This is a genomic window from Bradyrhizobium sp. URHC0002 (assembly GCF_054059515.1).
This window is the reverse complement of record NZ_JBSSCF010000001.1, coordinates 3,358,197-3,379,944: the sequence shown is the minus strand read 5'-3', so window position 1 is coordinate 3,379,944 and position 21,748 is coordinate 3,358,197. Positions and strand designations below refer to the sequence as shown.

The following is a 21,748-nucleotide window of genomic DNA, read 5'->3' as shown; positions in this document are numbered from 1 at the left end:
GGCGGCGCAAAGGCCGCCCTCTCGTCGTCCTGTTTTGCGCTTGCCGCATATCGCTGCGCTCATGCGGGCTACAAGCCAACACGTCCATCTGCCTGTCATTGAACATATACCTCAGGGTGTGACGAATCGGCATCAAAACCTTTCCGTGCCTTTTAACCTTTCGTTAACCAATCGCGCCCAACCTGCGGCTACGGCAGGGGGCCGTTGATTCCTGATGTTTTTGCTCCGCGTTTCGGAGCAAGCGTCGATCGGGAGGTGTTGATGCCCCAGGAGTATTTTGGCGCGTACGGTGACCTTTATCTTGGCGTGGATTGTGTCTGCACGCCCGAGATTTCGTTGGCGGAATCTCAGGCCCTTTTACCCCACCAGATCGTGCCGATGCTGATCGGCTCCACGATCGAGGCGATCGAGCGCGAGCTCGTGCTGCAGACGCTGGCGCGCTGCCACGGCAATCGCACTCACGCCGCGCGCGTGCTCGGCCTTTCGGTGCGCACGATGCGGAACAAGATCCGGCAGTATGCGACTGACGGCGTCGACATTCCCGCGCACAGCTAGGTCGGACAGAGCGTAGGCTGGGCAAAGCGGACTTGTCTCGCCGTAGCTCGAAGAGCGAAGGCGGAAGCGTGCCTACCATCGTGAACACAGTGAGATGGTGGGCACGGCGCTAACGCGCCTTTGCCCACCCTACGCTCTATGCCGCCGCGTGCGAGACGCAATGGTGTGGCGCGATCCCATGCCGGCGAGGCCCAGCTTCGTAGGGTGGGCAAAGGCGCAACTGCGCCGTGCCCACCATTTGCACGTTGCTGGTTACGGTGGGCACGCTTGCACTTTGCCCACCCTGCCGCGCTGCTGGCTGATTTGCTTGCCGTGCAAGCGCAAATCCTGTGCAGGGTCTGCGACCAATTGGCACGACGGGCAAATCACTCAAAACCTGTCCAGCCCTGCGCGCAAAAATATTCCGCTTAACGCGCAGGGCAAATCAGCCGCATAAGGTGCCGTCGCGGAGTTGGTAGGAATGAGGTTGGCGTAGTCTCCGGGGTGATCAACCTCGAATCATCCGGCGTTGAAGCGTCGGACTGGAGACTACGCCATGACGAGCATTACCACGAAGCCCGGTTCCTCGCAGCTTGAAGCAGCGACGACTTGCCGACTTTTCGACAACTGGTTTGATCCGATTGAGACCGAGATGCGGGCTCGGGCACGCGGGTTTATTGAAGAGCTGCTGCGCAGCGAGCTTGATGAGGCGCTGGCACGGCCGCGTTACGGACGAAGTCAGATGGCCGGCAACGAAGGAAGATCGGGCATTACAGGCCACCGTCACGGCAGCCGCACGCGGTCGCTGACGGGCACGTTCGGGCCGATCGAGATCGCGGTGCCGCGCGCCCGGTTGACCACGTCCGAGGGCAAGACGACGGAATGGAAGAGCCAGGCGCTGCGGGCCTATCAACGCCGCACATTGGCTGCCGACGCGCTGATCGCGAGCACGTATCTGGCCGGCACCAATACGCGGCGGGTGCGCCGCGCGCTGGCGGCCTTGTTCGGCGGGACGGTCGGCAAGGACACGGTGAGCCGGACGTGGCGCAAGGTGAAGAGCGACTGGGACGGCTGGAACACCCGATCGCTGGCCGGGGAGCCGGTCGTGCGCCTGATCCTGGACGGCACCGTCGTTCGCGTGCGGCTCGACCGCAAGGCGACCTCGATCTCGCTGCTCGTTGTCCTTGGCGTGCGCGCGGATGGCCAGAAGGTGCTGCTCGCAATCAAGAGCATGGGTGGCGAGAGCGCCGAGGCCTGGCGCACTGTGCTGGACGATCTCATCACGCGCGGGCTGCGGCGGCCCGAGTTCCTCATCGTCGATGGCGCGCCGGGGCTCGACAAGGCCGTCGCCTCTGTCTGGGACGGCGTGCCGGTCCAGCGCTGCACGGTCCACAAGCACCGGAACCTGTTCGCCCATGCCCCCGAGCGGCTGCATGACGAGATCACCGTGGATTACAACGACATGATCTACGCGACGACGCCTGAGGAGATCGAAACCCGCCGCAAGGCCTTCATTCGCAAATGGAGGCTCAAGCATCGCGCCGTTGCCGACAGCATGGAGGAAGCCGGCGACCGCCTGTTCACCTTCACCCGGCTGCCGCCGAGCCAATGGCGCAGCGTACGCACCACCAATGCGATCGAGCGGTTGCACGAGGAATTCAAGCGGCGGATCAAAACGCAAACCGTGCTGCCGTCAGCCGACACCGCTGCCATGTTGTTCTGGGCGCTGCTTGCCTCCGGTCAGATCAACATGCGCAAGGTTGACGGTTGGCAGACGCTCGCCACAAAACCCATTGATCAGCCAATTGACGTCGCCGCCTGAAACGATACCTTCATGTTACCGGAGAGTGCGCCACACCGATTTCCAACCGCATTCCGGACGGCACCCCGCATAACTCCGCCCGTCTCACCCGATGAGAGGGGCGGGTCGCGATCGTCACGAACGCGCGGTGGGATGCGGTGGACGCGAGAGCTGCGACTGACGTGTGTGCTCGCGTACGGCGAAGTCGTGTGGTCCTGATGTCGCGGTGCTGGCATTAAGTCCGAGAGAAGCGAAGCTTCTCGCGGGCGACGGTGGCAAGAAAGCCGTTCGCCGGGGAGAGCACGAAGTAAGCCGTAAAGCCACTGCGCAGGGAAGGCCGGGATGCTCCGCCTGTACCTGTATGCTCGTGTGCGCGTCTTCTGTGCGCAATTGCACACGAGACCGCGGGTGCAGCGTGCACCCGGTCTTCCCTGCGCCCTCACCCCTTCGAGGGCGGGAAGTGACGCAAAGCCCGGACGCTTCCCGCGCCGCGGGAATACGGACGCACACCTTCGCCACTGTTTGATAGTTGAATCGGAAAATTATCCCCACGTCCGTCCCTGCTGAGTGCGCATGGGCGCAGGGACGACATAGAAGGCACAGCGAATGAAAATTACCTGCCTTCCGAATGCCCAAAGGGAAGGAAACAATCTGATATCACAATGCCTTCATTTAAAATGCGAATGACCAGGCAACAGTCCGATTATTTTTTTGTTTGCACCTTCTGATTGAAATGGCGATGACTTATTTTCGACGCACGGAAAGCCAAGAAAAAGAAGAGAAGAGCCGGCAGCGCTGCTTCGCCAACGAGATAAGAAACATGGCGTGGAAGGGAAAACGTGGGTGAACTTCTGGGGTCAATAGCATTTTCCTTGATCGTCATCGCCGTGATCGCTGGCACCTGGGCCTGGATTTCGACGCTGTTCCGGAAGGGGATCATGGCGCTGCTCGGCTTCGATCGGGTCTGTGTGCAGCAGTTTGAGACCATCCTGCTCTACCGGAACGGCCGCTTCGAAAGGGCCCTGCCCCCCGGCCGGCACCGGATCCGCGCCGCCAGCCGGCAGATCGCACGGATCGATCGCCGTCCCGAAATCTTCAGGCTCAACCAGGGCACCGTTTCGACGGACCGCTTTGCCCTCACCCTTACCTATGTCGTGCGGACCCAGATCGTCGATCCCAGGGCCACCTTCGAAAGCACGCAGAATTACCGGGACGAGATCTGCATGCGCCTGCAATCGGTCGTGAAGGCGGTGTGCAGCCGCAAATCGCGGCTGGAAATACAGACCGACCACCAGACCTTCAGCAACAACGTGCAAAAGGCGGCCAACCAGGTGTTCCGCTCGATCGGCTGCGAATGCCTGACCTTCGAACTGATGCAGGTGGATATCGCCGGGCCCGCCATCGAGCTGGACGCCAAGCGGGCGGCCGTCGCGGCGCAGGCGCCCGTGAGCGTGGGCGGAAAAAGCGCGTTCGCTGCAATGTGACCGCGCCACGCCCGCCGGCCGATGGGTCAGCCGCGCCGCCCTCCGGCCGGCCGGTGCGGAAAGCTCCGGCCGCCGCACCGTCGCGCGAGAGGCGGCTCCTGCTACGCTGCTGCCGATTCCGAACAGATCATCCTGCGCCGGCCGCCGCCCCAGCCCACGAGAGAAACGCTTGCGCAGCTCGTCTGCGCACGCCGAATGGCTTTCGCCATTGCGAAAACGGCCGCAATGCCCAACTGTCCCCTATCATCATCGATTGCGGACATCCCTGACATGAGCCAGACCAAACTGTTCGAGCCCTTCAAGCTTGGCCCGATCACGCTTCCGAACCGCCTCGCGATGGCGCCGCTGACCCGCAACCGCGCGGTACCTCCAGGCATGGTGCCGAGCCCGTTGGCGGTGGACTATTACGGGCAGCGCGCCTCCGCAGGGCTGCTCATCACCGAGGCAAGTCAGATCTCGCAGCAGGGCCAGGGCTACCAGGACACGCCCGGCATCTATTCGAAGGAGCAGATCGAAGGCTGGCGCAAGGTCACCGACCGCGTGCACGAAAAAGGCGGGCGCATCTTCATCCAAATCTGGCACGTCGGCCGCATCTCGCACGATACGTTGCAGCCCGGCGGCGGCAAGCCGGTGGGGCCATCCGCGATCCGCGCCAAGGGCAAGACGTTCGTCAACGGCACCTTCACCGACATCTCCGAGCCGCGCGCGCTGGAGCTGTCGGAGATTCCAGGGATCATCGAGGATTTCAAGCGCGGCACCGAGAATGCGCTGGCGGCCGGTTTCGACGGCGTCGAAATTCATGGCGCCAACGGCTATCTGCTCGACCAGTTCGCCAAGGACGGCACCAACAAGCGCACCGATGCCTACGGCGGATCGATCGAGAACCGCGCAAAACTGATGCTGGAAGTGTCCAAGGTCGTCGCCGCGGTGGCCGGCCCCGAGCGCACCGGCATCCGCATTTCGCCGGTGACGCCCGCCAACGACGTCTCCGACTCAAATCCGCAGCCGCTGTTCGATCACATCGTCGATGGTCTCAACGCGCTGAAGCTGACCTACATCCACGTCATCGAAGGTGCCACCGGCGGGCCGCGCGATATCGCGCCGTTCGATTATGTGGGCTTGCGCAAGCGCTTTGGCGGCGCCTATGTCGCCAACAACGGCTATGATTTCGATCTCGCCACCAAGGTGCTCGAAGCCGACGCCGCTGATCTGATCGCATTTGGAAAACCGTTCATTTCCAACCCCGACCTGGTCGAACGCCTGAAGAAGGGCGCGCCGCTGAATGCGCCGGACAAGGCGACGTTCTACGGCGGTGGCGCAAAGGGCTACACGGACTACCCGACGCTGGGCGCTGCGCAAGCGGCGGAGTGAAGGCGCGGTGCGCCCCTTCTCCCCGCGTGCGGGCGAGGTAAGCAAGAAAAAGGCCGGGATCGCTCCCGGCCTTTCGTCTGTGCATCACGCGTAATCGCGAAGCTTACTTCGCCTCGGCGCGCTTGGGCGGGGTGGCCGGCCACGACTTCACAAGCGTGTCGTAGTCGACGGTTTCACCCTTTGGCTTTTCGTTCGCCAGCTTGCGCTGGGGAGCGATGTTGCCGTCTTTGGCGGACTTGGCGAACCAGAACTCGGCCGTCTCCTTCTTGTTCAGCTTCGGCCCGCACTCCTTCTGCACGCCGGATTTCTCGAGACGCTCGAGCACCGAGTCCTGCGCTGCGGCCAGCGCATCCATCGCCGCCTGCGGGGTCTTCGCACCGGACGACGCATCGCCGATGTTCTGCCACCACAATTGCGCGAGCTTCGGATAGTCAGGCACGTTGTTGCCGGTCGGGGTCCACTGCACGCGCGCGGGCGAGCGGTAGAACTCGATCAGGCCGCCGAGCTTCGGCGCACGTTCAGTAAAGGACTTGTCCCAGATGTCGGATTCACGAACGAAGGTGAGACCGACATGGCTCTTCTTCAGTGACACCGACTTGGAGTTGATGAACTGCAGATAGAGCCAGGCCGCCTTGCGGCGATCCGGCGGAGTCGACTTCAGGAGCGTCGCGGAGCCGGCGTCCTGGTAGCCGAGCTTCATGCCCTCTTTCCAGTACGAGCCGTGCGGCGACGGCGCCATGCGCCACTTCGGCGTACCGTCCGCGTTCACAACCGGGATACCGGGCTTCACCATGTCGGCGGTGAAGGCGGTGTACCAGAAGATCTGCTGCGCGATCGCACCTTGTGCCGGCACCGGTCCCGATTCGGAGAAGGTCATGCCCAGCGCCTGCGGCGGGGCATACTTCTTCATCCACTCGAGATATTTGACGATCGAATAGACCGCCGCCGGGCCGTTGGTGTCGCCACCGCGCTCGACGGACGAACCGACGGGACGGCAGCCTTCCATGCGGATGCCCCATTCATCGACCGGCTTGCCGTTCGGGATGCCCTTGTCGCCATTGCCGGCCATCGACAGCCAGGCGTCGGTGAAACGCCAGCCGAGCGAGGGGTCCTTCTTGCCGTAGTCCATGTGGCCATAGACCTTGACGCCGTTGATCTCCTTGATGTCGTTGGTGAAGAACTCGGCGATGTCTTCATAGGCCGACCAGTTCACGGGAACGCCGAGATCGTAGCCGTACTTGGCCTTGAACTTGGCCTTGTAGTCCGGATTGGAGAACCAGTCGTAGCGGAACCAATAGAGGTTCGCGAACTGCTGGTCGGGAAGCTGGTAGAGCTTGCCGTCCGGGCCTGTCGTGAAGGACTTTCCGATGAAGTCGTTGACGTCGAGCTGCGGGTTGGTGACGTCCTTGCCCTCGCCGGTCATGTAGTCCGACAGGATCACGGTCTGGCCGTACCGGAAGTGCGTTCCGATCAGGTCGGAATCGTTGATCCAGCCGTCATAGACGTTCTTGCCGGACTGCATCTGGGTCTGCAGCTTCTCGACGACGTCGCCTTCCTGGATCAGGTCGTGCTTGACCTTGATGCCGGTGATCTCCGTGAAGGCTTTCGCCAGCGTCCGCGATTCATACTCGTGCGTCGTGATCGTTTCCGACACGACGTTGATTTCCATGCCCTTGAAGGGTGCGGCGGCCTTTTCGAACCACTGCAGCTCCTTCAACTGGTCGGCCTTCGACAGCGTCGAGGGCTGGAATTCGCTGTCGATCCACCTTTGATTGACGGCGTCGTCCGCACGCGCAGGTGCGGCCATGGTCACCGAAGCCGCGATCAGCGCGGCCGCGCTGGTCATCGTCAGAAAGCTCTCCTTGGTCAAGGGACCATTCCTTCCTCTCAAGCGTCGCATGTTGGATCCTCCGGTTGCAGCGACAAAAACAAACTCAGGCCCGGGTTGATCCCGGATCTGCTCTTTTCGCTTCCTAGACGGTGCGGAAAATCGCAACGGCCGATAGAAGCGAAATCACGGTTGCGAGCCACAAGCTCGATATTTCAACGCCCTCCCCGATCGGCAGCGTCGCGATCGGGTCGGTGCCCACAAAGGCGATCCAAAGCAAATGAATGACGGCAGCGAGCACCAGCGAAATGAACAGCCGGTCGCCGCGCGTGGTCGGAATGCGCAGCACGCCGACACGTTCGGCTTCGGGATAGGCGACTGCAAGCCAGGTCATCGCCCCCAATGTCAGCGCCAGCATTACGAAGAAGATCGCGGTCGGCAGCGTCCAGGCCATCCATGCGATATGTTCCATATGTGCCCCCTACACCCGGCCGAGCGCAAAGCCGCGCGCGATGTAGTTGCGGACGAACCAGATCACCAGGGCGCCGGGAATGATGGTGAGTACCCCGGCCGCCGCCAGCAGGCCCCAATCCATGCCCGCCGCAGAGACCGTGCGCGTCATGATCGCCGAGATCGGCTTTGCGTTGACCGAGGTCAACGTGCGCGCCAGCAGCAACTCGACCCAGGAGAACATGAAGCAGAAGAACGCGGCGACGCCGATGCCGCTCGCGATCAGGGGTACCAGGATCTTGATGAAGAAGCGCGGGAACGAATAGCCGTCGAGGAATGCGGTCTCGTCGATCTCGCGCGGCACGCCGGAAACGAAACCTTCGAGGATCCAGACCGCGAGCGGCACATTGAAGATGCAATGGGCCAGCGCGACCGCCCATGGCGTATCGAACAGGTTGATCGCCGAATAGAGATTGAAGAACGGCAGCGCATAGACCGCCGCCGGCGCCATGCGGTTCGACAGCAGCCAGAAGAACAGATGCTTGTCGCCAAGGAAGCGGTAACGCGAGAAGCCGTAGGCGGCCGGCAACGCCACTGCGATCGAAATCACGGTGTTGATCAGGACGTAGGTCAGCGAGTTGATGTAGCCGGAATACCAGCTCTCGTCGGTGAAGATGCGCTTGTAGTTTTCCAGCGTCGGCTGGTGCGGCCACAGCGTCATGGTGGTGACGATTTCGGTATTGGTCTTGAAGCTCATGTTGACGAGCCAGTAGATCGGCAACAGCAGGAAGATCAGGAACACCACCATGATGATGCGGCGGCCGGGAATCGAGTTCATCACGCGGCTCCCTTTTTTTCAGGACGCTCGGTCCCTGCGTTGGTCATCACGGTGTAGAAGATCCAGCACACGATCAGGATGATCAGATTGTAGACCAGCGACAAGGCCGCGGCCTTGCCGAGGTCAAACTGTCCGAGCGCGATCTTGACCAGTTCGATCGAAACGAAAGTGGTCGAGTTGCCGGGCCCGCCACCGGTTACGACGAACGGCTCGGTGTAGATCATAAAGCTGTCCATGAAGCGCAGCAGCACCGCGATCAAGAGCACGCGGTTCATCTTCGGCAACTGGATCGCCTTGAACACTGCCCAGCGCGAGGCGCCGTCGATCTGCGCCGCCTGATAATAGGCGTCGGGGATCGACTTCAGTCCGGCGTAGCACAGCAGCGCAACGAGGCTGGTCCAATGCCAGACGTCCATCACGATGACCGTGGCCCAGGCATCGAACTCGTTGGAGACGTAATTGTATTCGATGCCGAGGCTGTTGAGCGTATAGCCGAGCAGGCCGATGTCGGGCCGGCCGAAAATCTGCCAGATCGTTCCGACCACGTTCCACGGGATCAACAGCGGTAGCGCCAGGATCACGAGGCATACGGCAACGGTCCAGCCCTCGCGCGGCATCGACAGCGCCACCACGATGCCGAGCGGAACCTCGATCGCCAGGATGATGGCGGAGAACAGCAGGTTGCGGCCGAGCGAGGCGAGGAAGCGCCCGCCGAGATCGGTCGAGGGATCGAGCAATTCCTTGAACCAGCCGACGCCGTTCCAGAAGAACTGGTTGTTGCCGAACGTGTCCTGCATCGAATAGTTCACGACCGTCATCAGCGGCAGGATCGCGGAGAACGCGACCACCAGGAATACCGGCAGCACCAGGAACCAGGCTTTCTGGTTGATCGTCTTGTCCATCAGGCAACCCCCTCGACCAGATGGCTATCGGCATAGACGTGGACATGCGCGGGATCGAACACGAGCCCGACCGAGTTGTCCGGCACGGAAAATCCGGATGGCACGCGGGCGGCGAATTTGGCATCGCCGATGCGAACGCGGGCGAAGCGAACGCGGCCGAGATCGTCGATGCGCTCGATCGTGGCGGACAGCAGGCCGGACGCGGGAGCCGCGACAGTGACGAATTCCGGCCTCACGCCGATCTCGATTCTAGCGCCCGCCGGCAGCACGCCGTAATTTCGGTGCAGGCCAATGACGTGACCGTCAATGCGCGCCTCGTGCCCGCTCACGTCGGCCGGAACGACGTTCATGCCGGGCGAACCGATAAAATAACCGACAAAGGTATGCGCGGGCTTTTCGAACAGTTCCGCCGGCGTGCCGCTCTGCACCACGCGGCCATCATGCATGACGACGACCGTATCGGCGAAAGTCAGCGCCTCGGTCTGGTCATGGGTGACGTAGATCATCGTGAGATCGAGCTCGCGATGCAGCGCCTTGAGTTTTGAGCGCAACTGCCATTTCAATTCGGGATCGATCACCGTCAGCGGTTCGTCGAACAGCACCGCAGCAACGTCGGAGCGGACGAGACCGCGGCCGAGCGAAATCTTCTGCTTGGCGTCCGCGGTCAGACGCGTCGCTTTGCGGTCGAGATAGAACGTGAGGTCGAGCAGGTCGGCGATCTGCCTCACCCGCGCGTCAATCTCGGCCTTGGGCACGTTGCGGTTCTGCAGGGGGAATGCAAGGTTCTGCCCGACCGTCATGGTGTCGTAGATCACCGGAAACTGGAACACCTGCGCGATATTGCGCTTCTGGGTTGACAGCGGTGTGATGTCGGCGCCGTCGAACAGGATTTTTCCGCGCGAGGGCGCGACGATGCCGGATATCAGGTTGAGCAGCGTAGTCTTGCCACAGCCGGACGGGCCGAGCAGCGCATAGGCGCCGCCCTGCCGCCAGGTCATCGTCACCGGCTTCAGCGCAAATGATTCCTCCGGCGCGTCATTGCCGCCGTAGGAGTGCGCGAGATCGACGAGGTCAATGCGGGCCATGTCGCATCTCCCTCAGATGGGGCCCGGCGCGGCGACCAGGCGGTCGGCGGCGTCGAACACGAAAACATTGTCGGGATCGAGCACGGCATCGAGCACGTGGCCGGGTTCATATTCATGCACGCCCTGCAGCACCGCGACCCAGTTGGAAGCGTCGCGGTTGAGATGCACAAAACTTTCCGAACCGGTGATCTCGGTCACCGTCACGGTGGCGTGGAACGCATGGCGGCCGGCGATGCCGTTGGCCACTTCGAGCTGATGGGCGCGGAAGCCAACGCGATAGGGACCGTCGGCGAGCGATGCGTAGAGGCCGGTGGCCGGCGCCTGGATGCCGCCGGCATATTGCACAGAGCCGTTCTTCTTCTCGATGCCGACGATATTGAGCGGCGGATCGGAGAACACCTGCGCTACCCGCAGCGTATCCGGCTGGCGATAGACTTTTGACGTGTCGCCGGCCTGCAAGACCTGGCCTTCCCACATGCAAACGGTATTTCCGCCGAGCAACAAGGCCTCAGAGGGCTCGGTCGTCGCATAAACGAAGATCGCGCCCGATGCCTCGAAGATGCGCGGCAGCTCGGTGCGCAACTCCTCACGAAGCTTGTAGTCGAGATTGGCGAGCGGCTCGTCCAGCAAAACCAGATCGGCACCCTTGACCAGCGCACGCGCGATCGCGGTGCGCTGCTGCTGGCCGCCGGAAAGCTGCAGCGGCGTGCGCTTCAGATAGGGCTCGAGCCGCAGCAGTTTTGCAGCTTCCTGGACACGCCGGTCGATCTCCTCGCGCGGTCTGCCCTGCACCCGCAACGGTGAGGCAATGTTCTCATAGACCGTCAGCGAGGGGTAATTGATGAACTGCTGATAGACCATCGCGACCGAACGCTGCCGCACGTCGGCGCCGGTGACGTCCTTGCCATCGACCAGCACGCGGCCGGTCGCAGGTTTGTCGAGACCGGCGAGGAGGCGCATGATCGAGGTTTTGCCCGACAGCGTCGGCCCGAGCAGCACACTCAGCGTGCCGCGCTCGAGCGTCAGCGAGACATCGCGAATGGTCGGGATGCCATCTACGGTTCGCGTGACATGTTCGAGCGTGACGCTCATGATCGCCCTCCCGCTTCACGCAAGGGACGTTCGCCGGGGGCGCGATGGGCTTTGATCCACTCGTCGAGGGCGGCAATCTCATCTGGCGACAGCCGCAACCCGAGCTTGGACCTTCGCCATGCCACGTCGTCGGCGGTGCAAGCCCATTCGTTCGACATCAGGTACCCGACTTCCCTCTCCGTCAAGGTGGCACCGAACGACTGGCCGAGATCGGCCAATGATTTCGCGTTGCCGAGCAATTTTGTCGCACGCGTGCCATAGGCATGGGCGAGACGGTTGGCATGCGCCTTGTCGAGGAACGGATATTCCCGCGTCAGTTCCGCCGTCAGCGCGGCGACCGCCGAAACATCCATGTCGCCGCCGGGCAGCGGCGACTTGCCGGTCCAGCCTTCTTTGGCTTTGGCGCTGCGCAAGTATGGCGAGAGCCGCTCCAGCGCTTCCTCGGCGAGCCGCCGATAGGTCGTGATCTTGCCGCCATAAATCGACAGCAGCGGCGCGCCACCGGGCGTATCGAGTTCGAATACGTAATCGCGGGTCGCGGCCTTGGCCTCGCTGGCGCCATCGTCATAGAGCGGGCGAACGCCGGAATAGGTCCAGACCACGTCCGCAGGCAGCACCGGCTTTTTCAGGTATTCGCTGGCCGACGCACAGAGATATTGAATCTCCTCAGGACTGGCCTTCACCTTGGCCGGATCGCCGTCGTAGTCGCGATCGGTGGTGCCGATCAGCGTAAAATCGTCCTGATAGGGAATGACGAAGATGATGCGGCCGTCGGCGTTCTGGAACATGTAGGCGCGGTCATGGTCATACAGCTTGCGCACCACGATGTGTGAGCCCTGCACCAGCCGCACTTTTGCGCGCGCGTTGACGCCGGAGCCCGCGGACAACACCTGTTCGACCCAGGGGCCGCCGGCATTGACCAGCGCGCGCGCCTGGATGGTCGTGCGCTCTCCACTGATCGTGTTCTCGACGGTGACCTGCCAGATGCCGTCGACCTGACGGATCTCGACCGCGCGCGAGCGGGTGCGGATTTCGGCGCCGCGATCGGCGGCGTCCCGCGCGGTCAGCACGACGAGGCGCGCGTCATCGACGAAGCAATCGGAATATTCGAAGCCCTTGGTGTAGCGGTTGGCAATCAAAGGCTTGCCCACCTCGTCATGCGCGAGATCGACCGAACGCGTCGGCGGCAGCAGATGCCGGCCGCCGATATGATCGTACAGAAACAGCCCCAGCCTGAGCAGCCAAGCCGGGCGCAAGCCGGAGTGGTGCGGCAAAACGAAACGCAACGGCCTGATGATGTGGGGCGCAATCTGCCAGAGGATTTCGCGCTCGATCAGCGCCTCGCGGACCAGCCGGAACTCATAATATTCGAGATAGCGCAGCCCGCCATGCACCAGCTTGGTCGACCATGACGACGTCCCGCTCGCCAAGTCATTCATTTCACAGAGAAAAACGGAATTGCCCCGGCCCACCGCATCGCGCGCGATGCCGCAGCCATTGATGCCGCCTCCGATAATGGCGAGGTCGTATACCCTGTCCACCGAAACGCTTCCCCGGCGACCGCCTCTTCACTTCGGCGATTTCGCTTTCGGATTGGAGTTAATCACAAACAAAAACGAAAGCAAGACGAAAGCGGCGGGACGGTCGCGAAATTGGGTGCACTCCTGGACTAATGCCCACTTTGGCCTTCGGGGGATGGGCTTGGTGTGTCGCGATTGGCCGACCGCGCTACTTCAACCGCACCACGGTCGAAGCCGGCTCGCCGCCGCCTGGCTCGTCGATATCCGCCGCCGGCTTGTCCATCGCCTCGACCACTTCGATGCCGCGATGGTGGCAGATGCTGGCAAGGCCCGCGGGCAGCGGGGCATCGGTGACAAAGGTCTGGATCTGGCCGAGATGGGCGATGCGCACCGGCGCGCTGCGCCGGAGTTTTGTCGAGTCCGCGACCAGCATGACGCTGCGCGCATTGGCGATGATCGCCTGTGCCGCCTGCACCTCGCGATAGTCGAAGTCGAGCAGCGCGCCCTCCTCGTCGATCGCGGATGCGCCGATGATGGCGTAATCGACCTTGAACTGGCCGATCAGGCTGATCGCGGTCGAGCCGATCACCGCGCCGTCGGCGCGGCGCACCGCGCCACCAGCCACGATCACTTCGATGCGCGGGTGGCGATATAGCAGCATCGCGACGTTGAGGTTGTTGGTGATGACGAGCAGGTCCTCATGCGAGGTCAGCGCGCTTGCGACTTCTTCCGTCGTGGTGCCGATGTTGATGAACAGCGAGCAGCCATTCGGAATCCGCGACGCGGCAGCAATGCCGATCGCCCGTTTCTCCTCCGCCGCCACGAAGCGCCGCGCCTCGTAGGCGAGGTTCTCGACGCCGGAGGCGATGATGGCGCCGCCATGGATGCGGGTCAGCGAGCGCTGGTCGCAGAGGTCGTTGAGATCCTTGCGGATGGTCTGCGCCGACACCTCGAAACGCTTGGCGAGGTCTTCCACCATCACCCGGCCAAAGGCGCGGGCGATGTTGAGAATTTCAGTCTGGCGATGCGACAGTCCGGCCACGGCTGGCACCCTTGAGATTTGGACCTGAGATACGGCCTTGAGTACAGGCTTGGGGCACAAAGTTGCCGTTATGGTGCGGCTGATTGGGGCCGCGGTCAACGACGGAGAGCGCCCGTAGGGCTATTGGCCGCTCGGAACAACTATTCTGGTTAAGGCGGCCGCGCCGGAAACCATGCGAACCGCACCGTCAGTGCGCTCGACAAAACAATTTGTGGCTGCAAGACTGCCCCACGAACAAAAATGGAGGAAGCCATGAACATCGATCGTCGCCAGCTCGCCTTGCCCGCACTCGCACTTGGGCTTGGGATTGGGCTCATGAGCGTCGTCCCCGCTTTTGCCGGTGCGGACGAAGATGCCATCGCGAAGAACGTCGAAGCGTTCCGTGTGGCGCAGGCGGCTGGCAATGCCGAGGCGGCGGCCTCACTCTGCGCTGAAGAACTGAGCTACAGCCACTCGAACGCCAAGGTCGACACCAAGGCGTCGCTTCTCGACGGCATCGCCAAGGCCAACTACAAATGGACGTCGCTCGAATACAAGGATCCCACGATCCGCGTCGTTGGTCCGACCGCCATCGTGCGCTTCACCTTCGTCGGCGAGCAGGAGTTCAACGACGGCAAGAAGACCCCGCAGAACCTGCACATCCTGATGAATTGGCAGAAGCAGGGCAACGACTGGAAGCTGCTGTCCCGCGGAGCCACCAAGCTCTGACCTTCGAAAGACGGGTCGCTGGCGGTTATGCCGCCAGCGGCATCCCGCTGGCAAGACGCCTGGCCGCGCGCTCGGCCTCGCGCGCGCTGCGGAATATCTGCCCTTCCAGCCGGTCGAAACGATGCGTCGCGGCAAAGAACCGGTAACCGCCGGGAGCGCGCACGATAATTCCTGCCGGCTGCGAGCCGACTTCGATGATGTAGGTATCCGACATGGGTTAGCCTTGCGATTTCTTCCGGGCTTACAACGGGTTGCACGGCAAATTGTTCCTTGCTCCCGTTGCGTCGAAGCCCGGACTTATGTCAAAGCTGGTCCCGGAATAGCTAGCGAATCGTCCAAATGGCCGGAGAACTGACATGATGCCGAAATTCGCGCTCTCGATGCTGGTTGCCCTTGCGGTTTGCGCACCGCTCCAGGAGGCGGCGGCGCAGGAAAGCACGCTCGGGGGCGCGCTGTTCGGCGGCGCCGCGGGCGCCATCGTCGGCGGCGCGATCGGCGGCGGTCGCGGGGCTGCGATCGGCGCCATCGTCGGCGCAGGCACCGGCGCCGCGATCGGTGCCCAGGGCGAACCCCGGGACGGCGGCTATCGCTGGTATCAGGGCGGCTGCTACGTCGAAACACCCGGCGGCTGGCAGGCCGTTTCGCCGCGTTACTGCGGTGTCCAGGCGCAATACGCACCACCGGCGCGGGTTTATGACGATACGCCGCGCTGCATGCGCTCGCCGAGCTACAATCCGCGCCGTGGCACGTTCATTGGCCGTGACGGCTACGAGCGTCCCTGCCCGTAAGTTTCAGGTCGTGATCACGCCGTCCGGGCTGACTGGCTGCGGACGGCCGTTATCGTCGATCGAAACGTAAGTGAAGTTGCCGTCGGTCACCAGGATCGACTGCAACTCCTTGCGCCGCACGATCCATGCTTCGAGATGGACCGTGATCGAGGTGCGCCCGACCCGTACCAGATTGGCGTAGACGGACACGAGATCCCCGACATAGACGGATTTGCGGAAGTTCATCGCTTCAATGGCAACCGTCACCGTGCGCGACTTGGCGATCTTGGAAGCGAACACCCCGCCGCCGATATCCATCTGGCTGAGCAGCCAGCCACCGAAGATGTCGCCATTGGCGTTGGTGTCGGCCGGCATCGCCAGCGTGCGGATGCAGAGATCGCCGCGCGGCTCGGTCTCGGTTGAGACCGGTGTGTGCACATGGGTTTCGGTCACTTGAAAGTCTCCCAGCCCGCATCCGGCGTAAACCGGCCGCCGAATTTGTCGGTCAGGGTGTCCAGCGTCGCGACCACGTTCTCCACACCACGCGTCCGCGCGTAATTTAGGGGACCCCCACGAAACGGCGCATAGCCGGTGCCGAAGATGACGGCGCCGTCGACCACGTCGGCGTTGTCGACGATGCCCTCGCGCAAGCAGGCGACGCAGACATTCGACATCGGCAGGATCAGGCGGTCGATCATTTCCGCCGACGGCTCCGCGATCACGGACATGCCGCCGGTGTCGGCCTTGCCGTCCTTCCAGGTGTAGAAACCCTTGCCGGTCTTGCGGCCGAGTTCGCCCTTGGCGACCTTTTCTCGCAGCCAGGCCGGCGTTGGCGGCAGCATGTCGCCGAACTTCGAGCGCAGCATGTCCCCGACATCGAGGCAGATATCGAGGCCGACCTGATCGGCCAGTTCGATCGGGCCCATCGGCATGCCGAACTTCTTAGCTGCGGCGTCGATGACCGTCTTGTCGACCTTCTCGTCGAGCATCACCATCGCTTCCAGCATGTAGGGCGTCAGCGCGCGGTTGACGAGAAAGCCGGGCGAGGATTTTACCGGCAGCGGCAACCGGTCGATGGCGCCAACAAACGCCAGCGCCTCCTTCAGGAGTTGCGCATCGGTGCCGTCATGGCTGACGACCTCGACGAGTTGCAGCCGCGACACCGGATTGAAGAAGTGCAGCCCCAGCAGCCGCTCGGGCCGCTGCAGCGTGGTGCGCAGATCCTGCAGCGGAATGCTTGAGGTGTTGGTGGCAAGAATCGCGCCTGGCTTCATGACAGGCTCGAGACCGGCATAAACCTTCTGCTTCAGCTCCAGCTTTTCCGGCACCGCCTCGATGATGAGATCGGCGTTGCGGACGCCCTCGGCCTGCATGTCCGGCATCAGCCGGTCCAGCGCATCGCGCACAGCGGTGCGCTTGCGCAGGATCTTGCCGAACAAATCGGCGGCGCGCTTGATCGCGCTTGCGATCGGCTCGGCCTTCATGTCGGCGAGCGTGACCCGCATGTTCTGGCCAGCGCACCAGGCGGCGATGTCGCCGCCCATCGCACCGGCGCCGATGACGTGAACGTGCTCGATCTTGTTGCCGCTGCCTGCGAGCTTCTTCATCTGCTCGCGCAGGAAGAACACGCGGATCAGGTTCTGCGCGGTCGGCGTCACCATCAATTTGGCGAACGACGGCTGCTCCGCGCGCAGCATCGCCAACCGGTCGCCGCCATGCTTTTCCCAGAGATCGATCAGCGCATAAGGCGCGGGATAATGCGCTTCCGGCGCGGCCTTGGCGGCCTCGTTGCGCATGCGCGAGGCGACAAAGCCCCTGACAGAACCGAAGCCGAAGACGGTATTGAATATCCCCGGCCGCGCGGGCTTCAGGCGGCCGGACACGGCGTCCTTTACCGCATTATTGACGTGTCGCTCCTGCGTCACGGCGTCGACCAGCCCGAGCGACTTTGCCTTGCGCGCATCTATGGTCTTGCCGGTCAGCATCAGCGGCATCGCCTGCATCGGATTGACGAGCTGCGTGAAGCGCGCGGTCCCGCCGAGGCCGGGATGCAGGCCGAGCATCACCTCGGGAAAACCGAACCGCGCGTCCTCGATCGCAATCCGCATCTGGCAGGCCAGCGCGACTTCGAGGCCGCCGCCGAGGCAAAAGCCGTGAATCACAGCGACCGTCGGAAGCCGCAATTCTTCCAGGCGGTTGATCACGGCATGCGCACGGCCGATCTCGAGCTCGACCTCGCCCGGATCGCTGGCGCCGCGGAATTCGTTGACGTCGGCTCCGGCGATGAATCCGGATGTCTTGGCGGAGCGGATGACGAGGCCCGTGGGACGCTGGCTTTCCAGTTCGGCGAGCACCTTGTCGAGTTCCTCGATCAGGTCCGCCGAAAGCGTATTGGCGCTGGCGCCTGCGCGGTCAAACAACAGCCAGGCGACGCCGTCGCTGTCGCGGGTCAGCTTGAAATTTTTGTATGGCCCATCGGCATCAGGCTTCGGCCCGAGTTCGAGCACGCGATCGCCGAGAACGTCCATGATCTGTGAATCCATGATCACACCGTCTCTATCAGCATCGCGCCGCCCAGCCCGCCGCCGATACATTCGGTGGCGATGCCGCGCCTGGTGCCCAATCGTTTCATCGCGTTGACAAGATGCAGCACGATACGGTTGCCGCTGCAGCCCACGGGATGGCCGAGACTGATCGCGCCGCCATCGACGTTCAGTTTCGTGCGGTCGAGTTCGCCGGCCGCGCCATCGAGGCCGAGAATCTCCTTGCAGAATTTTTCGTCGTTCCAGGCGGCAAGACAGCCCAGCACCTGGGTCGCAAACGCCTCGTTCAATTCCCAGGTCTCGATATCGGAAAGCGTCAGCTCGTTGCGTTTCAACAGCTCGGTTGCCGACAGCACCGGACCGAGGCCCATGATGCCGGGATCGAGCGCGGACCACTGGCTGTCGAGAATGACCGCCTTCGGCGTCAGGCCGTATTTGGCGACGGCCTCTTCGGAAGCCAGGATCACCCAGGACGCGCCGTCGGTGATCTGCGAGGAATTGCCGGCGGTGACTTTGCCCCAGGGACGCTCGAACACCGGCTTCAGTTTCGCCAGCGACTCAGGCGTCGAGTCTGGCCGCACCCCATCGTCGTGATCGTAGAACTTGCCGTCGCGGGCGAATGCCGTCTCGACCTCGCCCTTGAGCCAGCCTTCCGATTGCGCTCTTGCCAGCCGCTTGTGGCTTTCGGCGGCATAAGCGTCCGATTGCGCGCGGGTAACGCCGAAGAGATGGCCGACCACCTCGGCGGTCTGGCCCATGTTGAGTTCGGTGATGGGATCGGTGAGTCCACGCTCCAGCCCGATGATCGGCTTGAAATAACTCGGCCTCGCCTTCAGCGCAGCCATGATTTTTGCGCCGATACCCCTGGCGCCGGCCAACCCTGCGAACCAGCGCACGCCCTGCTGCGGCCACACCAGCGGCGCGTGGCTCAGCGCTTCGGCACCGCCGGCAAGAATAAGGTCCGAGACGCCCTCGCGGATGTAGCGGTAAGCCGTGTCGATCGACTGCATGCCGGAGCCGCAATTGATCTGCACGGTGAACGCGACCATCTTCTCGCCCATGCCGAGCCGCAGCGCGGCGACCCGGGCCGGGTTCATCTCGTCGGCAATGACGTTGACGCAGCCGAGGATGACCTGGTCGAAAGCGTTGGCCGCAAAAGGCTGCCGCGCCAACAGCGGCCGGCCGCATTGCACCGCAAGATCGACCGGGGTGAACGGCCCGGGACCGGAGCGCGCTTTCAGGAACGGCGTCCGGCTGCCGTCAACGATAAAGACTGATCGCGACATCAGCTCGCCGCCCTCTGTTCACCCAGTTCCTGGAAGAATTGATGCACGTCGGCACCCTTCCTGTAAATCGGCGACAATGCTTCGGCTGCGAAATCGTCGACCTCGATCACCTTCGCAACGGCTTCATGCGCCGCTTGAAGCTTCTCGCCGTCGGCCTGGGTGATGACGCCCTTCTTGACCGCCTCTTTCCAGTCATGCAGGCGCGCGGCGTGCATCTGCTTGGAGACATCATCCGACGCCGTGACCAGAAGGAACGCCTTCTCCAGCCGCGCAACGCCGCCATCATCGTCGACCGCGGAAAGATCCGATGTCAGCCGGTCGCGCGCCGCCGACGGCTCCAGCACGAGCTGCGCGCATTGATGCACGACGAGGTCGGACGGGCCCGTCACCCTTGCGCCGAACGGCTGGACCAGGAATTTCAGGATGACTGCCACGAACCGGTTCGGCAGGTTGGCGAGGATTTCGGCAAAGCGGTTTTCGATGGTGCGGAAACCACTTGCCATGCACCATTCGAGTGCGGCGAAATCGGCTTGCTGTCGTCCCTCGTCCTGCCAGCGTTTCAGCGCTGCCGACAACAGATAGAGTTCGGACAGGATATCGCCGAATCGCGCCGAGAGCATTTCCTTGCGCTTGAGCGCGCCACCCAGCGTCAGCAGCGCCATGTCTGCACACAAGGCAAATGCCGAAGAGTAGCGCGAAAGCTGGCGATAGAACCGCGTCGCTTCGCCGGCATCTGGCGCAGGTGCGAACAGGCCACCGCTCCAGCTTCGACCCCAGGCGCGGAACATGGTTTTAAAACTGTGGCCTACGTGATTCCAGAACGCCGTGTCGAAGGCGTCGAGGCCTTTGGCACGGTCCGCTTCACCCAGTGCATTCATTTCGTCGAGCAGGAATGGATGAGCCCGGATCGCGCCTTGGCCAAACACGATGAGATTTCGCGTGAGGATATTGGCGCCCTCTACGGTGATGCCGACCGGCACCGAACGATAGAGATTGCCGAGATAGTTTTGCGGCCCGTCGATCACCGCCTTGCCGCCATGGATGTCCATCGCGTCGTCGATCGCGATCCGCATCCGCTCGGTGGCGTGCAGCTTCATGATGCCGGAAATGACGGCGGGATGATGCCCCTGGTTGAGCGCCGCACAGGTCAGCCGCCGCGCAGCATCGAGCAGATAGGCGGTGCCGGCAATACGTGCCAGCGGCTCCTCGATGCCTTCGAACTTGCCGATGGAAATGCCGAACTGCTCGCGGATGCGCGCATAGGCACCCGTGGTGCGCGCCGCATAGGCGGTACCCGCGGCCGACAGCGACGGCAGCGAGATGCCGCGGCCGGCGGCGAGCGCCGTCATCAGCATCTTCCAGCCCTGCCCGAGCCGCTCCTGCCCGCCGATGATGTAGTCCATCGGAATGAACACGTCGCGGCCCCAGTTCGGGCCGTTCTGGAACACCTGCATTGCCGGCAGATGCCTGCGGCCGATCTCGACGCCGGGCAAATGGGTCGGAATCAACGCGACGGTAATACCGAGCTCTTCCTGAGAGCCCACAAGATGATCGGGATCGTAGGCCTTGAAAGCGAGGCCGAGCAGCGTCGCGACCGGCCCCAGCGTGATGTAGCGCTTGTGCCAGTTCAGGCGCAGGCCCAGCACTTCGTGGCCTTCGAAATCACCCCTGCAGATGATGCCGGTGTCGACCATCGACGCGGCATCGGAGCCGGCTTCCGGGCTGGTGAGGCCGAAGCAGGGAATGTCGGCGCCTTCGGCGAGCCGCGGCAGCCACCTATCCTGTTGTTCCTTGGTGCCAAAGCGCATCAAGAGTTCGCCCGGCCCGAGCGAGTTCGGCACCATCACGGTGACGGCCGCGGTCAGCGAGCGCGAGGAAAGTTTTCGCACCACTTCGGAATGCGCATAGGGCGAGAAGCCGAGCCCACCAAATTCCTTAGGAATGATCATGCCGAAGAATTTGTGGCGCTTGATGAAGGCCCACGCCTCCGGCGGCAGATCGCGCCATTCCCAATTGATCTTCCATTCGTCGAGCATGGCGCAGAGTTCGTCGACGGGGCCATTGAGAAAGGCCTTTTCTTCTTCAGTCAAAATGGCTGGCGCAACAGCCAGCAATTTCGACCAGTCGGGATTGCCGGTAAAGAGATCGGCGTCCCACCAGACATCACCCGCTTCAAGCGCCTCGCGCTCGGTATCGGACATCGCCGGCAACACGCCGCGCGCCCAGGAGAAAATCGGTTTGCTGATGAAATCGCGGCGGAAGCTCATGGCGAACTCTCCTGGTCTGCGCGGTGCGACGTCGCGCCTCACCTGGGCCAAACGACGGCTCATTCTAGCTGAAACGCACGGGTTTCGGGGACGGATCGCATCGGGAATGAAGCGAAATTGATAAACCGGGAGATAACGGCGGAAGCCCGAACCCGTTCCAAAATCGCTGTATTGTCCGGCGGTTAGTGGCAGGCCATGTTACCAGATGGTTACCGTCTGGAGTGCCCGCT

Annotated in this window: 20 protein-coding genes; 6 read left to right on the top strand and 14 right to left on the bottom strand. The window is 62.9% G+C overall.

Annotation, left to right across the window (positions count from 1 at the left end):
• The first annotated feature begins 261 nt into the window (after positions 1–261).
• Positions 262–555: a helix-turn-helix domain-containing protein gene (locus tag ACVWVY_RS16385; protein ID WP_456627336.1), complete on the top strand. Its 294-nt coding sequence runs from the start codon at positions 262–264 to the stop codon at positions 553–555.
• A gap of 535 nt (positions 556–1,090) precedes the next feature.
• Complete coding sequence (locus tag ACVWVY_RS16380) at positions 1,091–2,356, top strand: IS256 family transposase (protein ID WP_456627335.1); 1,266 nt, start codon at positions 1,091–1,093, stop codon at positions 2,354–2,356.
• Between the two features lie 682 nt (positions 2,357–3,038).
• Here ACVWVY_RS16380 and ACVWVY_RS16375 read toward each other — a convergent pair.
• Positions 3,039–3,275: a hypothetical protein gene (locus tag ACVWVY_RS16375; RefSeq protein ID WP_456627334.1), complete on the bottom strand. Its 237-nt coding sequence runs from the start codon at positions 3,273–3,275 to the stop codon at positions 3,039–3,041.
• On the opposite strand from ACVWVY_RS16375, the gene ACVWVY_RS16370 reads away from it, so the two are divergent.
• Both ACVWVY_RS16370 and ACVWVY_RS16365 read left to right on the top strand, forming a co-directional pair.
• Positions 3,274–3,819, top strand: a complete 546-nt coding sequence (locus ACVWVY_RS16370) for an SPFH domain-containing protein (RefSeq protein WP_456627333.1) — start codon at positions 3,274–3,276, stop codon at positions 3,817–3,819. The two genes, ACVWVY_RS16375 and ACVWVY_RS16370, sit on opposite strands and share 2 nt — an antisense overlap.
• Positions 3,820–4,089: 270 nt before the next feature.
• Positions 4,090–5,190, top strand: coding sequence for an alkene reductase (locus ACVWVY_RS16365; protein WP_456627332.1), 1,101 nt, complete (start codon positions 4,090–4,092; stop codon positions 5,188–5,190).
• A 103-nt stretch (positions 5,191–5,293) separates the two neighbouring features.
• On the opposite strand, the gene ACVWVY_RS16360 is transcribed toward ACVWVY_RS16365, so the two are convergent.
• The 8 genes from ACVWVY_RS16360 to ACVWVY_RS16325 all read right to left on the bottom strand — a co-directional run bounded on the left by ACVWVY_RS16360 (position 5,294) and on the right by ACVWVY_RS16325 (position 13,947).
• Positions 5,294–7,090, bottom strand: coding sequence for an ABC transporter substrate-binding protein (locus ACVWVY_RS16360; RefSeq protein WP_456627331.1), 1,797 nt, complete (start codon positions 7,088–7,090; stop codon positions 5,294–5,296).
• Positions 7,091–7,163: 73 nt separating this feature from the next.
• Positions 7,164–7,490 (bottom strand): DUF2160 domain-containing protein, encoded by a 327-nt coding sequence (locus ACVWVY_RS16355; protein WP_456627330.1) that lies wholly within the window; start codon positions 7,488–7,490, stop codon positions 7,164–7,166.
• A 9-nt stretch (positions 7,491–7,499) separates the two neighbouring features.
• Positions 7,500–8,306: a carbohydrate ABC transporter permease gene (locus ACVWVY_RS16350; protein ID WP_456627329.1), complete on the bottom strand. Its 807-nt coding sequence runs from the start codon at positions 8,304–8,306 to the stop codon at positions 7,500–7,502.
• The gene (locus ACVWVY_RS16345) at positions 8,306–9,208 is read right to left on the bottom strand and encodes a carbohydrate ABC transporter permease (protein ID WP_456627328.1); all 903 of its coding nucleotides are present in this window, start codon (positions 9,206–9,208) and stop codon (positions 8,306–8,308) included. The genes ACVWVY_RS16350 and ACVWVY_RS16345 overlap by 1 nt, the downstream gene beginning before the upstream one ends.
• Positions 9,208–10,293, bottom strand: a complete 1,086-nt coding sequence (locus tag ACVWVY_RS16340; RefSeq protein ID WP_456627327.1) for an ABC transporter ATP-binding protein — start codon at positions 10,291–10,293, stop codon at positions 9,208–9,210. Before ACVWVY_RS16340 ends, ACVWVY_RS16345 begins: the two co-directional genes overlap by 1 nt.
• Positions 10,294–10,305: 12 nt before the next feature.
• Complete coding sequence (locus ACVWVY_RS16335; RefSeq protein WP_456627326.1) at positions 10,306–11,385, bottom strand: ABC transporter ATP-binding protein; 1,080 nt, start codon at positions 11,383–11,385, stop codon at positions 10,306–10,308.
• Positions 11,382–12,926, bottom strand: a complete 1,545-nt coding sequence (glpD, locus tag ACVWVY_RS16330) for a glycerol-3-phosphate dehydrogenase (protein WP_456627325.1) — start codon at positions 12,924–12,926, stop codon at positions 11,382–11,384. The genes ACVWVY_RS16335 and glpD overlap by 4 nt, the downstream gene beginning before the upstream one ends.
• A gap of 187 nt (positions 12,927–13,113) precedes the next feature.
• Positions 13,114–13,947 carry a DeoR/GlpR family DNA-binding transcription regulator gene (locus ACVWVY_RS16325; RefSeq protein WP_456627324.1) on the bottom strand — a complete coding sequence of 278 codons (834 nt, stop codon included), beginning with the start codon at positions 13,945–13,947 and terminating at the stop codon, positions 13,114–13,116.
• A gap of 252 nt (positions 13,948–14,199) precedes the next feature.
• Here ACVWVY_RS16325 and ACVWVY_RS16320 point away from each other — a divergent pair, with 252 nt between their 5' ends.
• Entirely contained in the window at positions 14,200–14,655 is a 456-nt protein-coding gene (locus ACVWVY_RS16320; protein ID WP_456627323.1) for a nuclear transport factor 2 family protein, read from the top strand.
• A gap of 25 nt (positions 14,656–14,680) precedes the next feature.
• On the opposite strand, the gene ACVWVY_RS16315 is transcribed toward ACVWVY_RS16320, so the two are convergent.
• Positions 14,681–14,869: a hypothetical protein gene (locus ACVWVY_RS16315; RefSeq protein ID WP_456627322.1), complete on the bottom strand. Its 189-nt coding sequence runs from the start codon at positions 14,867–14,869 to the stop codon at positions 14,681–14,683.
• Between the two features lie 142 nt (positions 14,870–15,011).
• Here ACVWVY_RS16315 and ACVWVY_RS16310 point away from each other — a divergent pair, with 142 nt between their 5' ends.
• Positions 15,012–15,443 carry a glycine zipper domain-containing protein gene (locus tag ACVWVY_RS16310; RefSeq protein ID WP_456627321.1) on the top strand — a complete coding sequence of 144 codons (432 nt, stop codon included), beginning with the start codon at positions 15,012–15,014 and terminating at the stop codon, positions 15,441–15,443.
• A 3-nt stretch (positions 15,444–15,446) separates the two neighbouring features.
• On the opposite strand, the gene ACVWVY_RS16305 is transcribed toward ACVWVY_RS16310, so the two are convergent.
• The 4 genes from ACVWVY_RS16305 to ACVWVY_RS16290 are packed head-to-tail and all read right to left on the bottom strand — an operon-like array spanning position 15,447 to position 21,518.
• Entirely contained in the window at positions 15,447–15,875 is a 429-nt protein-coding gene (locus tag ACVWVY_RS16305) for an acyl-CoA thioesterase (protein WP_456627320.1), read from the bottom strand.
• A complete protein-coding gene (locus ACVWVY_RS16300; protein ID WP_456627319.1) occupies positions 15,872–17,965 on the bottom strand; it encodes a 3-hydroxyacyl-CoA dehydrogenase NAD-binding domain-containing protein in 2,094 nt (697 codons plus the stop codon). Before ACVWVY_RS16300 ends, ACVWVY_RS16305 begins: the two co-directional genes overlap by 4 nt.
• A 2-nt stretch (positions 17,966–17,967) precedes the next feature.
• On the bottom strand, positions 17,968–19,251 hold the full coding sequence (locus tag ACVWVY_RS16295) for an acetyl-CoA C-acetyltransferase (RefSeq protein ID WP_456627318.1): 1,284 nt from the start codon (positions 19,249–19,251) through the stop codon (positions 17,968–17,970).
• Positions 19,251–21,518 carry an acyl-CoA dehydrogenase gene (locus tag ACVWVY_RS16290; protein WP_456627317.1) on the bottom strand — a complete coding sequence of 756 codons (2,268 nt, stop codon included), beginning with the start codon at positions 21,516–21,518 and terminating at the stop codon, positions 19,251–19,253. Before ACVWVY_RS16290 ends, ACVWVY_RS16295 begins: the two co-directional genes overlap by 1 nt.
• Between the last annotated feature and the right edge of the window lie 230 nt (positions 21,519–21,748).